Genomic DNA, 14,999 nt, shown 5'->3' with positions numbered 1-14,999 from the left:
CCGGGTGCGGGCTCAGCGGGAGCGCTTGGCCAGCCGCTCGACGTCCAGCAGGATCACCGCACGCGCCTCCAGCCGCAGCCAGCCGCGACCGGCGAAGTCGGCGAGCGCCTTGTTGACCGTCTCCCGGGACGCGCCGACCAGCTGGGCCAGCTCCTCCTGGGTGAGGTCGTGCACCACGTGGATGCCCTCTTCCGACTGCACGCCGAAGCGGCGCGACAGGTCCAGCAGAGCGCGGGCGACGCGCCCGGGCACGTCCGAGAAGACCAGGTCGGACATCTGGTCGTTGGTCTTGCGCAGCCGCCGGGCCACGGCGCGCAGCAGCGCGGTGGCGACCTCGGGCCGCGCGTTGAGCCAGGGCTGGAGGTCGCCGTGGCCCAGGCCGAGCAGCTTCACCTCGGTGAGCGCGGTCGCGGTGGCGGTCCGCGGGCCGGGGTCGAAGAGGGACAGCTCACCGATGAGTTCGCCCGGGCCGAGCACGGCGAGCATGTTCTCGCGGCCGTCGGGCGAGGTGCGGTGCAGCTTGACCTTGCCCTCGGTGACCACGTAGAGGCGGTCGCCGGGGTCCCCTTCGTGGAAGAGTGCGTCCCCGCGCGCGAGGGTGACCTCTCCCATGGAGGCGCGCAGCTCAGCGGCCTGCTCGTCATCGAGCGCCGCGAAAAGCGGGGCGCGCCGCAGAACGTCGTCCACGAGACTCTCCTTGTCGACATGCACAGGGGACCGGGGTCCATGATGCCGGACGGTAAAACAGTGCGATCAATCACAAGTTTGACGCACCGGTCCCAGGGACCGTACGGCAGGGGTCCGATTGGGCGGGCGATTTCGTGCGTCCGGGGCGGATGTCGGTGCCTGGCCTTAGGCTGGCCGGGTGTCCAATACGCCGGTGAGAGCACAGGGCAAGGGGGCCGGACGGGTGACCGCACCTCGTAATTCCGCTGTGGGCGAACAGCCGCGTGGCGCTGCCGGTAAAGCGGCGAAGTCGGACAAGCCGGGTAAGGGTGCGAGATCCGCGGCCGGGTCCGCCGCCTCCGGGTCCGCCGGTGCCGCCCGCTCCGCCGGGGCCGGGCAGGACGGGAGCGCCGGGGCGGCCAAGACCGCGAAGGCGGGCCGGAGCGCCAAGCCGGCCGCGCCGGAATCCCGGCTCGCCCTGGTCCGCCGCGCCCGCCGGATCAACCGCGAGCTCGCCGACGTCTACCCGTACGCCCACCCCGAGCTGGACTTCCGCAACCCCTTCGAGCTGCTGGTGGCCACCGTCCTCTCCGCGCAGACCACCGATCTGCGGGTCAACCAGACCACGCCCGCCCTGTTCGCCGCCTATCCGACCCCGGAGGACATGGCGTCCGCCGACCCCGAGGAGCTGGAGCAGCTGATCCGGCCGACCGGTTTCTTCCGGGCCAAGGCGAAGTCGCTGCTGGGGCTCTCCGCGGCGATCCGCGACCGGTTCGGCGGCGAGGTCCCGGGCCGGCTCGACGACCTGGTGACGCTGCCCGGGGTGGGCCGCAAGACGGCCAACGTGGTGCTCGGCAACGCCTTCGGAGTGCCCGGGGTGACCGTGGACACCCACTTCGGGCGGCTGGTGCGGCGCTGGAAGTGGACCGCCCAGGAGGACCCGGAGAAGGTCGAGGCGGAGGTCTGCGCGCTCTTCCCCAAGAGCGAGTGGACGATGCTCTCGCACCGCATCATCTTCCACGGCCGCCGCATCTGCCACGCCCGCAAGCCCGCCTGCGGCGCCTGCCCGATCGCACTGCTCTGCCCCGCGTACGGGGAGGGCGAGACCGACCCGGAGAAGGCCAGGAAGCTGCTGAAGTACGAGATGGGCGGGCAGCCCGGACAGCGGCTCCGGCCACCGGCCGACTACCCGGGCAAGCCCGCCGCGCCCCTGGGGGTGTCCGGGTGACGAGCACCTTCGGCGGCGGAGTGCGGGTGAGCGGGCAGGGGCTGCCCGACTGGCTGGACCCGGTGGCGCGGGCGGCGGAGACGATCGAGCCGCGTCAGCTGAGCAGCTTCCTGCCACCGGCTCGCGGCGGCCGGCCGTCCGCCGTGCTGGTGCTCTTCGGAGCGGGGCCCCGCGGTCCGGAACTGCTGCTCATGGAGCGCTCCGGAGCGCTGCGCTCGCACGCGGGCCAGCCGTCCTTCCCCGGTGGTGCGCTCGACCCGGAGGACGGCGACCCGGAAGGTGACGGGCCGCTGCGCGCGGCGCTCCGCGAGGCCGAGGAGGAGACCGGACTCGATCCCACCGGGGTGCAGATCTTCGGGGTGCTGCCCCGGCTGTACATCCCGGTCAGCGACTTCGTGGTGACCCCGGTGCTCGGCTGGTGGCGCGAGCCCAGCCCGGTGGCGCCGGTCGACTCGGCGGAGACCGCCCGGGTCTTCACCGTCCCGGTGGCCGACCTCACGGATCCGGCCAACCGGGTCACCGCCGTCCACCCCCGCGGCCACAGCGGCCCCGCCTTCCTCGTCCAGGGGGCTCTGGTCTGGGGTTTCACCGCCGGTGTGATCGACCGGATCCTGCACTACGCGGACTGGGAGCAGCCCTGGGACCGGGAGAAACGTGTGCCGCTCGACTGGCACGCATGAGAGGTTGAACTCCGTGCTGTGTTCTGCCCGGCGACCATTGCGAGGCAACCTTCGGTGAACGTGCTGGACATTCTGCTGCTGCTCGCCGCCGCATGGTTCGCCTTCGTCGGATACCAGCAGGGTTTCGTCGTCGGGGTGCTGTCCGTGATCGGCTTCATCGGCGGCGGCGTCGTCGCGGTGTACGTGCTGCCCGTCATATGGGAGGCCACCACCGACGGCGGCAGACCGGGCACGCTCGCCGCGGTCACCGCGGTCGTCCTGGTGATCGTCTGCGCCTCCGTGGGCCAGGCGGCGACCACCCATCTGGGCAACAAACTCCGCCGGCACATCACCTGGTCACCGGCGCAGGCCCTGGACGCGACCGGCGGCGCGCTGGTCAACGTCCTGGCGATGCTGCTGGTCGCCGGACTGATCGGATCCGCCCTCGCCGAGACGACACTGCCCACGCTCAGCAAGGAGGTCCGCGGCTCCAAGGTGCTGCAGGGCGTCACCTGGGCGCTGCCGGAGGAGGCCGGCACCTGGGCGAACGACTTCTCCAGCACACTCGCGCAGAACGGCTTCCCACAAGTCTTCTCGCCGTTCGCGGACGAACCCATCACCTCGGTACCGGCCCCCGACCCGGAACTGGCCTCCAGCCCGGTGGCGACCGCCGCCAAGCGGAGCATCGTCAAGGTCGTGGGCACCGCCCCGGGCTGCGGCAAGGTGCTCGAAGGCACCGGCTTCGTGTTCGCCCCGCAGCGCGTGATGACCAACGCCCACGTGGTCGGCGGGGTGGACGAGCCCACCGTGCAGATCGGCGGCGAGGGCAAGCGCTACGACGCCGAGGTCGTGCTCTACGACTGGAAGCGCGACATCGCCGTACTGAAGGTGCCCTCGCTGCACGCCCCGATCCTCAGGTTCACCGAGGGTGACGCCCGCAGCGGCAACGACGCCATCGTCGCCGGGTTCCCGGAGAACGGCGCGTTCGACGTGCGCGCGGCCCGGGTCCGCGACCGGATCGACGCCAACGGGTGGGACATCTACCACCGCGGCAAGGTCGACCGCGACGTGTACTCGCTGTACGCGACGGTCCGCCAGGGCAACTCCGGCGGGCCGCTCCTCACCCCGGAGGGCCGGGTCTACGGCGTGGTGTTCGCGAAGTCGCTCGACGACCGGAACACCGGGTACGCCCTGACCGCCGACGAGGTGGCGCAGGACGTCACCCGCGGCCGCACCGCCACCCGCCCGGTGGACAGCGAGGGCTGCGCCCTGTGAACCGCCGGCCACCGCACCTACGGCGCCGGTAGCGCCGTCCCGGCCCGGTCGGCTGCCGCGAGGCGTGCCGGAGCCCGGCCGGTACCGCTCATGGCGCAGGCACCCCGCATGGCACGTCCCGAGCCGCCCCGGGGCGCGCCACAGGGCCGCCCGGGTGCCGGACGGCCGCCGAGGCGCACCCGGCACCGGGCAGCGGACCGGGTTGGATCACGGACGGTGTCCGTGTCCCGTCCGCCCTGAGGTGTGGTGTCCGGCCCGTCTCAGGCGGCGCCGTCGGTGCTGCCGGCGCGCGGCGCGGGACGTCGGTGCGCGGCCGTCGCGGCCCAGAGCCGTCCGGAATGTGGACGACATGCCCGGCGTCAGCGACTGCGGGGGTGGCGGAGCCGCGCCGACACCCAGCGGGCGCGGCGGCGGAGAATCCGCGGAATGCCGATCTGTGGGTCGTGATCGGCGTGCGGTGGAAGCGCGGGACCGCGCCGCTCGGAGACTCCCCCGGCCATCTCACTCATACGTCCGGACGGTGCCCCCAGCAGGGGCCTCCGCGCGGTGTCGGCCTTGGTGTCGGAGCTGCGGTCGCGAGGTGCGTCACGGTAGTCGTGCGTCCAGCCCATACCTCCGTCTCTGCCCGCGCCCCGAGGTCCGTAATCGCTTCCCGCTGCGGCAATCGGCCTATGCGCCGGGCATTTACCCGTTGGTAGGACGAACGACCGCTGATCGGCGGACGGCCGTGTACCCGGTCGCCGGCCGGGGACCGGGGAGAATCGCCGAAAGGTACGGACGTTCGAGGACCGGCGGACCGGAGAAACCGGCCGGTGCCGGATCAGTGCTGGTCAGCGGTCCGGTTCCGGATCCCGCAGCCATTCGACCAGCTCGGTCGAGAAGCCGACCGGGTCCTCCTCGTGGGGGAAGTGCCCGAGGCCGTCGAAGAGCCGCCAGCGGTACGGCGCTTCCACGTACTCCCCGGAACCCGCCGCGCTGCGGGTCCGCATCACCGGGTCGAGTGAGCCGTGGAGGTGCAGCGTCGGCACCCGGACCGGCAGCTTCATCCGCCGGTTGAACTGGAAACCGTCCGGCCGGGCGAGCGACCGCACCATCCAGCGGTACGGCTCGATGGAGCAGTGCGCCGTGGACGGGATGGACATCGCCCGACGGTAGACGTCGAGCACCTCGTCCTCCGGCGGTACCGGGCCGGACCAGTCCCGGATGAGCCGGCCCACCAGGGCGGCGTCATCCGCCATCAGCTGCCGTTCGGGAATCCACGGCCGCTGGAAGCCCCAGATGTGACTGCTCGCGGCCGACTGCCGGACGTCGGCCAGCATCGCCGCCCGCCAGCGCCGGGGATGCGGGGACGAGGCGACCGCAAGCCGGCGGACCAGCTTCGGTCGCATCACGGCCGCGGTCCACGCCAGGTAGCCGCCGAGGTCGTGCCCGACCAGGGCGGCGTCCGGCTCGCCGAGCGAGCGGATCACCCCGGTGATGTCGAGGGCGAGGTTGGCGGGGTCGTAGCCGCGCGGCGTACGGTCGCTGCCGCCCACACCGCGCAGGTCCATCGCCACCGCCCGGAACCCGGCGTCGGCCAGCACCGGCAGCTGGTGCCGCCAGGTCCACCAGAACTGCGGGAAGCCGTGGAGCAGCAGGACCAGCGGCCCCTCACCGAGTTCGGCGATGTGGAAACGGGCGCCGTTGGCCGCGACGTCCCGGTGCGTCCAGGGGCCGTCGAGCCGCACCAGCGCACCGGCGGTATCGGGAACCGTCATACGGACGAGCGTGTCACATCGGCGACGACCACCGGGTGGCCGTCGACGGCGGCGCGCGGGTGCGGTTTGACGTTCGAGAGCACCGCCGCCGTCCGCTTGGCCGAATCAATGGACTTCTGCGGCGGCTTGACCTTCTTGAACTTGGCGATGGCGAAGGAGGCCAGGATCAGCCCCAGCAGCCAGTAGATGCCGCCGACGATGAGGAAGCACCACACGAGGCCGAGGTCGGTCCAGGCGCGGAAGCCGTACGCCAGGGCGAAGCTGAGCACCGGCAGGGAGAACAGGAACAGGACGGCGGCACCGATGATGGCCCCGCTGCCGAACGCCGCCCGCTTCGCGTCCTGCCGGATCTCCGCCTTGGCCAGCGCGATCTCGTCGTGCACCAGCGCGGACAGCTCAGTGGTGGCCGAGGCCACCAGCTGGCCGAGGCTGCGGTTCCCGCTGTCTTCGGCTGCGCTCATCGCCATCTCCTCTGCTTATGCGTGGACCTAAAGCCTCTCAGATCATGCCGGACCATGGTCACCGGTGTCCTTGGCGGCGGCCACTTCGGCGAGGCGGCGGTGCTCGGCGGCCCGCGCCTCCAGGATGGCGGCCATCCTCAGGTGGTACTCCGGGTTGCCCCGCTCGTAGATGTCGGGGATGCCGTCGAGGTCCTCGTCCAGGTCCTCGTCGGCACACAACTTGCGATAGCGGTCGTTGCGCAGTTTCAGCAGCACCCCGGAGGACACCGCGGCCAGCAGGGAGCCGATCAGCACCGCGGCCTTCACCTCCTCGGTGAGCGCCGGGTCCTCGGCGAAGGCCAGTTCGTCGATGAGCAGCGAGACGGTGAAACCGATTCCGGCGAGCGAGGCGACGGCGAAGACGTCCGCCCACTCCAGATCCTCGTTCAACTCCGCCTTGGTGAACCGGGCGGCCAGCCAGGAGCCCCCGAACACGCCGACGGTCTTGCCCACCACCAGGCCGAGCACCACCCCCAGGGTCTCCGGGCGGGTGAACACATCGGACACCGCGTCACCCGAGGCGGAGACCCCGGCGGAGAAGAAGGCGAACAGCGGCACGGCCAGCCCGGCCGACAGCGGACGCACCAGATGCTCGATGTGCTCGGCGGGTGAATGCTCCTCGCCGTCCCGCACGGTGCAGCGCAGCATCAGCCCCATGGCCACGCCCGCGACGGTGGCGTGCACCCCGCTGGCGTGCATCAGGGCCCAGTTCACCGCGGCGAGCGGCACATACAGGTACCAGCCGCGCACACCCCGGTGGTGCAGGAACCAGAACAGCGCCAGGCCCGCGAAGGACAGCCCGAGGGCCAGGTAGTCCATGTCCTGGGTGAAGAAGATCGCGATGATGAGGATCGCGAGCAGGTCGTCGACGACGGCCAGGGTGAGCAGGAAGGCGCGGAGCGCGGAGGGCAGCGAGGTGCCGATGACGGCGAGCACCGCGAGCGCGAAGGCGATGTCGGTCGCGGTCGGGACCGCCCAGCCGTCCATGGAGCCGCCGCCAGTGGCGTTGACGACGACATACACCAGCGCCGGGACGGCCATGCCGCACACCGCCGCGACCACCGGCAGCACGGCCGCCTTCGGGTCGCGCAACTCGCCCGCGACCAGCTCCCGCTTGAGTTCGATGCCCGCGACGAAGAAGAAGAGGGTCAGCAGCCCGTCCGTGGCCCAGGAGGCGACGGACAGATGGAGGTGGAGCGCCTCGGGACCGAAGGAGAAGTCCCGGATGTCCTCGTAGACGCCGCTCAGCGGGGTGTTGGCGAAGATCAGCGCGGCGATGGCGGCGACCAGCAGCAGAACGCCGCCGACGGTCTCGGTGCGGAGCGCGTCGGTGACGAAACGGCGCTCCGGGAGCGACAGACGGCCGAGGAACTTGACTCGGAGGGGCGCGGCCACGAGAGAGGACCTCCTGAGGTCGGACGGATACACGTGTGCTGTGTGCCGACCAGACTTCCCGGCGCGCCTCTGATTCTTGTCGCGGTCCTTCCGCGTCAGGGAATCACCTTAGCCGGAACGGGCGAAGGGCGCCCGGGTCATATCGGGCGCCCTCCTCGTCACTACCGCGCTGACCTGCTGATTCTCCTGGGGTCAGTCTTCGGTGGCCGCGCCCGGCAGCTTGCTCTGGATCAGGTCCATCACCGAAGAATCGGTCAGGGTGGTGACATCACCCAGGGCGCGGTTCTCCGCCACGTCCCGCAGCAGCCGCCGCATGATCTTCCCCGAGCGGGTCTTGGGCAGCTCCGCCACCGGCAGGATCCGCTTGGGCTTGGCGATGGGGCCGAGGTGCTTGGCGACATGCGCCCGCAACTCCTCCACCAGGCCCTCGTCCTCCGCCGCTCCGCTGCGCAGGATGACGAACGCGCAGATGGCCTGGGTGGTCTGCGGGTCGGTCGCGCCCACCACCGCGGCCTCGGCGACCTTGGGGTGCGACACCAGCGCCGACTCGACCTCGGTGGTGGAGATGTTGTGCCCGGACACCAGCATGACGTCGTCCACCCGGCCCAGCAGCCAGATGTCCCCGTCCTCGTCCTTCTTGGCCCCGTCGCCGGCGAAGTAGCGGTCGCTGAAGCGGGACCAGTAGGTGTCCAGGTAACGCTGGTCGTCACCCCAGATCGTGCGGAGCATCGACGGCCACGGCTCGGTCAGCACGAGGTAGCCGCCGGAGCCGTCGGGCACCTCGTTCGCGTCGTCGTCCACGACGGTGGCGGCGATGCCGGGCAGCGGCACCTGCGCGGAACCGGGCTTGGTCTCGGTCACGCCCGGCAGCGGACTGATCATGATCCCGCCGGTCTCCGTCTGCCACCAGGTGTCCACCACGGGGGCGGTGTCACCGCCGATGTGCTTGCGGTACCAGACCCACGCCTCCGGGTTGATCGGCTCGCCCACCGAGCCCAGCACCCGCAGGCTGCTCAGGTCGAACTTGGCCGGGATGTCGTCGCCCCACTTCATACAGGCGCGGATCGCGGTGGGCGCGGTGTACAGGATGGTGACGCCGTACTTCTGGACGATCTCCCACCAGCGGCCCTGGTGGGGGGTGTCCGGAGTGCCCTCGTAGAGGACCTCGGTCGCGCCGTTGCTCAGCGGTCCGTAGACGATGTACGAGTGCCCGGTGACCCAGCCGACGTCGGCGGTGCACCAGTAGACGTCCGACTCCGGCTTGAGGTCGAAGACCGCGTGGTGCGTGTACGACACCTGGGTGAGGTAGCCGCCCGTGGTGTGCAGGATGCCCTTCGGCTTCCCGGTGGTGCCCGAGGTGTAGAGGATGAACAACGGGTGCTCGGCGTCGAACGGCTCGGCGGTGTGCTGGTCCGACTGGCGGTCCACCAGTTCGTGCCACCACACGTCCCGGCCCTCGGTCCAAATGCTGCCCGCCTCCTCCAGCGACTGGCCGGTGCGGCGGACCACCACCACGCTGCGCACGTTCTCGGTGCCCGGGCGGGTCAGCGCCTCGTCGACGGCGGGCTTGAGCGCGGAGGGCTTGCCGCGGCGGTAGCCCCCGTCCGCGGTGATGACGACCCGGGCGTCCGCGTCCTGGATCCGGGTGGCCAGGGCGTCGGCGGAGAAGCCGCCGAAGACCAGGGAGTGCGGGGCACCGAGCCGGGCGCAGGCCAGCATCGCCACGACCGTCTCCGGGATCATCGGCATGTAGATGGCGACCCGGTCGCCGGCCTGGACGCCGAGTTCGATCAGGGCGTTGGCGGCCCGGGAGACCTCCCGCTGCAGCTCGGCGTAGGTGAGGGACCGGGTGTCGCCGGGCTCGCCCTCGAAGTGGATGGCGACCCGGTCGCCCAGCCCGTTCTCCACGTGGCGGTCGACGCAGTTGTACGCGACGTTGAGCTTGCCGTCGGCGAACCACCTGGCGAACGGGGGGTTGGACCAGTCCAGCGTCTCGTTGGGCTCCACGGCCCAGGTCAGGCGGCGGGCCTGGGCGGCCCAGAAGCCCAGCCGGTCAGCCTTCGCCTGCTCGTACGCCTCCGCGGTGACGTTGGCGTGCGCGGCCAGATCGGCAGGCGGTGCGAAGCGGCGCTCCTCCTTCAGGAGGTTGGCCAGGCTCTCGTTGCTCACGACATCTCCCTTTCCCAGGGTGCCCGTTGTGTCCCGGGTCATAGCTCATCAGCCCATGGCAGGCCGTGACAAGGGTTCTCGGCAAAAATTGGTTTAGACCTGTCGGAGGATGGTCACAATCCCCCCGGACGGCCCTCACCGGCCCTTCCCCTGCCCCGCCCGGTCCCGACCCGCCCGGCGGGCATGCCCTTCCCACGGCCCGTCCGGCCGCGACCCGCCCGACCTCTGGCCTGCCCTTCCCCTGGCCCGTCCGGTCCTGCCCGGCCCTTGACCTGACCAGCCCCTGGCCCGTCAGGTCCTGCCCCGCCGTGCCCCTGGCCTGCCTTTCCTCTGGCCCGCCGGTCCGGTCCTGCTCGGCCCTGACCCGCCCGGCCCTGGCCTGCCGGGCCCCGGGCGGCTGGAGGTGCGCGCCCGGCGCGCGCGACGGGTGAGTCAGGGATGGGCGGCGTCCACTGCCTCGGCCACCTCCGGCCGTACCGCCCGGAAGGTGCTCGACTCCCGGTCCAGTACATACGCCTGCGCCTCCGCCACATGGAAGTACATCCCGCGCAGCGCCAGCGACCCGTCCGCCACCCGGCGCGCCACACACGGGTGAGCCATGAGGTGGTCCAGTTGCTGCATCACATTGACCAGCGCCAGCCGCTCCGCATCGTCGGCGACCGGGCGGTCGGCCAGCGTGACCTGGTCCCGGCCCGTTCTGCGGGCACTCTCCATACGGGCCAGGCTCGGTCTCCCGTGCCGCAGCCAGCGGGCGAGCGGCGTCTGCGCGCCGGGCCCGCGGGGCGCGCCGAGCAGCGCCTGCATCGCCCCGCACCCGGAGTGCCCGCACACCGTGATGGTGCCGACCTCCAGCATCTCCACCGCGTATTCGACGGCCGCGCCCACCGAATCGCAGGACCCGTCGCTGCCCGGCGGCGGCATCAGGTTGCCGACATTGCGCACGGTGAACAGGTCGCCCGGCCCGCTGGAGGTGATCATGCTGGTGACCAGACGGGAGTCGGCGCAGGTGAGGAAGAGCTGGGTGGGGCGCTGCCCCTCGCGGGCCAGCCGTGCCAGCTCGTCCCGGACCAGTGGCGCGGTGTTGCGCTGGAAGGCGCTCACCCCGCCGAGCAGCTGGTCACCGCTGTGCGGGGCGGTGCCGGCCGGCCGGGTGCAGTGGTGGTTGCGCCAAGGTGTCCACGGGCGGCAGGCGTGCGTGCTCGCCGGTTCGGCGATCGGGTGGCCCGACCGGCCGCTGAGCGTGACCGATCCGCCGTGTGCCCGGTGCGTGGTGGCCCAGGATTGCAGGGCGTCGTAGGCGGCGTGGTCCATGAAGGACCCGCCCAGCTCGACCACGGCATCGCAGCCGGCCGGGACCAGGGCGAGGGTCCGACTCAGCCGGGGCACCGCGAGGAAGGTCAACTGTCCCTGCACCCGGACCACCTGACGGCCCGCTTCGGCCGTCACGGTGATCCGGGTGCGGGTGAGCCGGTGCAGCGCGGTGATCCCGGCGACGGCGATCCCCACCGCGACGCCCTGCAGTACCCCGACCAGCACGACGCCGCTCAGGGTGGCCACGTACACCGGGAACTCCTGGTGCCGCTGCACATGCTTGATGTGGGCGAAGCTCACCATCTTCACGCCCACGACCATGACCAGGGCGGCGAGTGTGGCGAGCGGGATCAGCTCCAGCGGGCCGACCAGCAGCAGGGCGCCGAGCAGTACCCAGAACCCGTGCAGCACGGTGGAGCGCCGGCTCACGGCCCCGGCCGCGACGTTCGCCGAGCCACGGATGGCCCCACCGGCCAGTGCCATGCCGCCCAGCAGGCCGGAGACGACATTGGCGGCACCCTGCCCCATCAGCTCCCGGTCCAGCCCGGGGGCCGGGAGCGCGCCCGCGTCGGGGCGCGCCGCCCGCAGCCGGTCCACGGCCACAGCGGACAGCAGCGACTCCATGCTGGCGACCAGGGTGACCGTCAGCACCGCCGCGATCAGGCCCAGTACCGGTCCGTCGGGCAGGTCGGGGAGGGCGTGCAGATGCCAGGAGGGCAGGTCGACACGCGGCAGCGCCATGCCGGTGCTCGCCACGGTGGCGACGGCGACGGCGGCCAGCGGCGCGGGGACCGTCCGCAGGGTGTGGCCGGTCCTCCCGGGCAGCCGCGGCCACAGCAGGAGCACCGCCACGGTCACGGCCGCGATCAGCAGGGCACTCGGCGGGAGGTGTCTGAGCTCCCCGGGGAGGGAGGTCACGTTGACGAGCGCCGAGGTGTGCGGCCGCTCGCCGAGCAGCACATGCACCTGGCCGATCGCGATGACGACGCCGATCCCCGCGAGCATGCCGTGGACGATGGCGGGGCTCACCGCGAGCGCCGTGCGGGCCACCCGCAGGGCGCCGAGCGCCAGCTGGGTCAGGCCGGCGAGCACGGTGATGGCGCAGGTGGCACGCCATCCGTAGCGCTGCACCAGGTCGGTGGTGACCACCACCAGCCCTGTGGCCGCTCCGCTGACCTGTAGCGGAGCCCCGCCGAGGAGGCCGGCGACGATTCCGCCGACGGCCGAGGCGACCAGTCCTGCCTGCGGCGGGGCGCCGGTCGCCAGGGCGAGGCCGAGGGACAGCGGGAGTGAGATCAGAAAGAGAACGATCGAGGCGGGGAGGTCCCGGCGCCAGGCGGACCTTCCGGTCCGGTTCAAGAGCTGCAACATACCCGTCTCCTCCGGGGCTGCGCGGTCGGGGGCACGCCGTGGACTCGGGTACGGCGCGATCAGGGTCCCGTCCGTGGGTCACGGTGGGTGATGGCCTGGTAACTCTCAAGCATTGGTAAATGGATCGTAATCTCAGGTAAAGACGGTCGGGAAGCCTTTTCGATCTACATCCCCGCATCTTCCGTCTAACGAGTGAATGATCACATGAATTGGCTTATCGTCAGATGCGGCTTTTGCCCCGTTGTGTGAGGTTGAGTGACGTTCACTCAGTACGCACAGCAGGGACGAGGTGGCCGCAATGGTCGGAAAGAAGTTCATAGCCCTGATAGCCGGCGCGGTGGCCCTGGCAGCCGGTTCCGGCTGCTCGGCGGGGCCGCAGAAGGATGACCACGACCGCGGATCGGGCTCGGGCCACGGGCAGGCCGGACTGGCCGCGCCCAAGGTGCCCGACAGGTCGATGCGACTCATCGGCGACGGCTCGACCGCGTACACCGGGCTGCAGCCGCGGCAGCCGGTCGCCAAGCGGTTGAGAGCCGGACAGCGACCACCACAGTTCGTCGTCTTCTCCTGGGACGGCGCCGGAGAGGACAGCCAGAAGCTCTTCTCGCACTTCCGGCGGGTCGCGCGGAAGCACGACGCGACCATGACCTACTTCCTCAGCGGCGTGTACCTGCTGCCCGACTCCAAGCGGGGGGTCTACGACCCGCCGCGGCACGTGCGCGGCGCGTCAGACATCGGCTTCAACGACGTCAAGGGCGTCCGCGACACCGTGCGCCAGCTCCGCGGTGCCTGGCTCGAGGGCAATGAGATAGGCACCCACTTCAACGGCCACTTCTGCGGCGCCGACGGTGGTGTCGGCACCTGGACGACCGAGGAGTGGAAGAGCGAGATCCGGCAGGCCGAGTCGTTCGTCAAGGCATGGAAGACCCATGCCGGCCTCCGGAACGAGAAGCCGCTGCCGTTCGACTACGGCACCGAACTCGTCGGTGGCCGCGCGCCCTGTCTGGAGGGGCAGCGCAACCTGATCCCCGCCGCGAAGGCCATGGGCTTCCGCTACGACTCCAGCTCCACCGGCGGAAGGCAGGTGTGGCCGGACAAGATCGGCGGCATCTGGGACTTCCCGCTCCAGCAGATCCCCATGCCGGGGCGCGCCTTCGAGACCCTGTCGATGGACTACAACTTCCTCGCCAACCAGTCCGGCACCACCCGGGGCGACCCGGCGAAGCACGCCGCATGGGGCAAGCAGATGCGTGACGGGATGCTGGCCGCCTTCGACCGCGCCTACCAGGGGAACCGCGCGCCGCTCTTCATCGGCAACCACTTCGAGTCCTGGAACGGCGGTACCTACATGCGCGCCGTCGAGGACACCATTGCGACCGTCTGCCCCCGCAAGGAGGTGCGCTGCGTCTCGTTCAAGCAGCTCACCGACTGGCTGGACGCACAGGACCCCAAGGTCCTCGCCAAACTCCGGCAACTGGACGTCGGAGAGCGGCCGAAGCCCGGCTGGACGGCCTTCCTGTCCGATCAGGGGCCGGCGGCGTCCCGGCCGTCGGAGCGGACCTCCGCCCGGCCGATGACGCAGGCCGACCGGGTCAGGCAGGCTGAGGAGTAGCCACGCTCCGTTCGTCGAGCACGAAGGCGGGGTCGACCTGGGCCGCCAGGTCGACCCCCGTCCGCTCGTTGCCCCAACTGGCCGCGTTCCTCAGGTGGAAGTGCACCATCTGGCGGGTGTAACGCTGCCAGTCGCGGCGCTCGTAGGCGGCGTCCACCTCCTCCCGGAGCGTGCGCAGCGCCTGCCGGTTCGACTCCTCCAGCTCGGCGAAGGGACGCGCCCGGCCCTTCTCCATCGCGCGCACCCAGTCCGAGTGGCCGACCGTGACCAGCAGGTCGTCGCCCACTTCGGCGCTGAGGAAAGCGAGGTCGTCAGGGCCCTGGACCTTGTTCCCCACCACCCGGAGGGCCACCCCGAAGTCGCGGGCGTACTCCTTGTACTGGCGGTAGACGGCGACGCCCTTCCGGGTCGGCTCCGCGACCAGGAACGTCATGTCGAAGCGGGTGAACATCCCCGAGGCGAACGAGTCGCTGCCCGCGGTCATGTCGACGACCAGGAACTCGTCTCGGCCGTCCACGAGGTGGTTCAGGCAGAGTTCGACCGCGCCCACCTTGGAGTGGTAGCAGGCGACGCCGAGGTCCGACTCGGTGAACGGGCCGGTGGCCATCAACCGGACGGCCCCGTCGTCGAGCCGCACGGTCCGCGCGCACGCCTCGTACACCGGGTTGCTGCCGCCGATGGTCAGCAGCCGGGACCCTTCGCCCGGCGGGGTCGTCTTGATCATGGTGTCGGCCGAGGCGATGCGGGGGTTCGTGCCCCGCAGGTAGTCCTTGATCAGCGGCAGGTGCGCGCCCATCGCGGGCAGCGCGGCGGCTTCCGCGTCGTCGAGTCCTAACGCCGCGCCCAGATGCTGATTGATGTCCGCGTCGACGGCGACGACCGGGGCGCGGGTGGCGGCGAGATGACGGATGAACAGCGATGACAGCGTCGTCTTGCCGCTGCCACCCTTGCCTACGAAAGCGATCTTCATGTTCAACAAGATAGTGGCGTCGCGCGGCGCGAGACGGCCGCGTGAAGAAGACCACTCCAACGGGGGTCAGGCGGTTCGGGTGCGTA

The 14,999-nt window shown here is 71.3% G+C and carries 12 protein-coding genes; 4 read left to right on the top strand and 8 right to left on the bottom strand.

Going from position 1 to position 14,999, the window contains the following annotated elements:
• Positions 1-12: 12 nt before the first annotated feature.
• The gene (locus tag ACH4B3_RS20525; protein ID WP_003981529.1) at positions 13-687 is read right to left on the bottom strand and encodes a Crp/Fnr family transcriptional regulator; all 675 of its coding nucleotides are present in this window, start codon (positions 685-687) and stop codon (positions 13-15) included.
• A gap of 247 nt (positions 688-934) precedes the next feature.
• Between ACH4B3_RS20525 and nth the strand changes: the two genes are divergently transcribed.
• Genes nth through ACH4B3_RS20510 form a run of 3 tightly spaced genes read left to right on the top strand, consistent with a single transcriptional unit; the run spans position 935 to position 3,828 of the window.
• Positions 935-1,894: an endonuclease III gene (nth, locus tag ACH4B3_RS20520; protein WP_398464538.1), complete on the top strand. Its 960-nt coding sequence runs from the start codon at positions 935-937 to the stop codon at positions 1,892-1,894.
• Entirely contained in the window at positions 1,891-2,574 is a 684-nt protein-coding gene (locus tag ACH4B3_RS20515; protein WP_398464536.1) for an NUDIX hydrolase, read from the top strand. The genes nth and ACH4B3_RS20515 overlap by 4 nt, the downstream gene beginning before the upstream one ends.
• Positions 2,575-2,628: 54 nt before the next feature.
• Positions 2,629-3,828, top strand: coding sequence for a MarP family serine protease (locus ACH4B3_RS20510; RefSeq protein ID WP_398464534.1), 1,200 nt, complete (start codon positions 2,629-2,631; stop codon positions 3,826-3,828).
• 359 nt (positions 3,829-4,187) lie between these two features.
• Here the strand turns inward: ACH4B3_RS20510 and ACH4B3_RS20505 are convergent, their stop codons facing one another.
• The 6 genes from ACH4B3_RS20505 to ACH4B3_RS20480 all read right to left on the bottom strand — a co-directional run bounded on the left by ACH4B3_RS20505 (position 4,188) and on the right by ACH4B3_RS20480 (position 12,331).
• Entirely contained in the window at positions 4,188-4,439 is a 252-nt protein-coding gene (locus ACH4B3_RS20505) for a hypothetical protein (protein WP_398464532.1), read from the bottom strand.
• Between the two features lie 219 nt (positions 4,440-4,658).
• On the bottom strand, positions 4,659-5,585 hold the full coding sequence (locus ACH4B3_RS20500) for an alpha/beta fold hydrolase (RefSeq protein ID WP_398464530.1): 927 nt from the start codon (positions 5,583-5,585) through the stop codon (positions 4,659-4,661).
• Positions 5,582-6,046, bottom strand: a complete 465-nt coding sequence (locus tag ACH4B3_RS20495) for a phage holin family protein (protein WP_398464528.1) — start codon at positions 6,044-6,046, stop codon at positions 5,582-5,584. The genes ACH4B3_RS20500 and ACH4B3_RS20495 overlap by 4 nt, the downstream gene beginning before the upstream one ends.
• 42 nt (positions 6,047-6,088) lie before the next feature.
• Positions 6,089-7,480, bottom strand: coding sequence for a Na+/H+ antiporter NhaA (gene nhaA, locus ACH4B3_RS20490; RefSeq protein ID WP_398464526.1), 1,392 nt, complete (start codon positions 7,478-7,480; stop codon positions 6,089-6,091).
• Positions 7,481-7,672: 192 nt separating this feature from the next.
• Complete coding sequence (acs, locus tag ACH4B3_RS20485) at positions 7,673-9,649, bottom strand: acetate--CoA ligase (protein WP_398464524.1); 1,977 nt, start codon at positions 9,647-9,649, stop codon at positions 7,673-7,675.
• Between the two features lie 432 nt (positions 9,650-10,081).
• Positions 10,082-12,331: a SulP family inorganic anion transporter gene (locus tag ACH4B3_RS20480; protein ID WP_398464522.1), complete on the bottom strand. Its 2,250-nt coding sequence runs from the start codon at positions 12,329-12,331 to the stop codon at positions 10,082-10,084.
• Between the two features lie 298 nt (positions 12,332-12,629).
• Between ACH4B3_RS20480 and ACH4B3_RS20475 the strand changes: the two genes are divergently transcribed.
• Positions 12,630-13,943, top strand: a complete 1,314-nt coding sequence (locus ACH4B3_RS20475) for a hypothetical protein (RefSeq protein ID WP_398464520.1) — start codon at positions 12,630-12,632, stop codon at positions 13,941-13,943.
• Here ACH4B3_RS20475 and ACH4B3_RS20470 read toward each other — a convergent pair.
• Positions 13,924-14,913 carry an ATP-binding protein gene (locus tag ACH4B3_RS20470; protein ID WP_398464518.1) on the bottom strand — a complete coding sequence of 330 codons (990 nt, stop codon included), beginning with the start codon at positions 14,911-14,913 and terminating at the stop codon, positions 13,924-13,926. The two genes, ACH4B3_RS20475 and ACH4B3_RS20470, sit on opposite strands and share 20 nt — an antisense overlap.
• Positions 14,914-14,999: the final 86 nt, after the last annotated feature.

Source organism: Streptomyces sp. NPDC018031, assembly GCF_044327625.1.
Taxonomy (GTDB): Bacteria; Actinomycetota; Actinomycetes; order Streptomycetales; family Streptomycetaceae; genus Streptomyces.
Note: the sequence above shows the minus strand (reverse complement) of the source record. Positions and strands in the feature narration are given on the sequence as shown.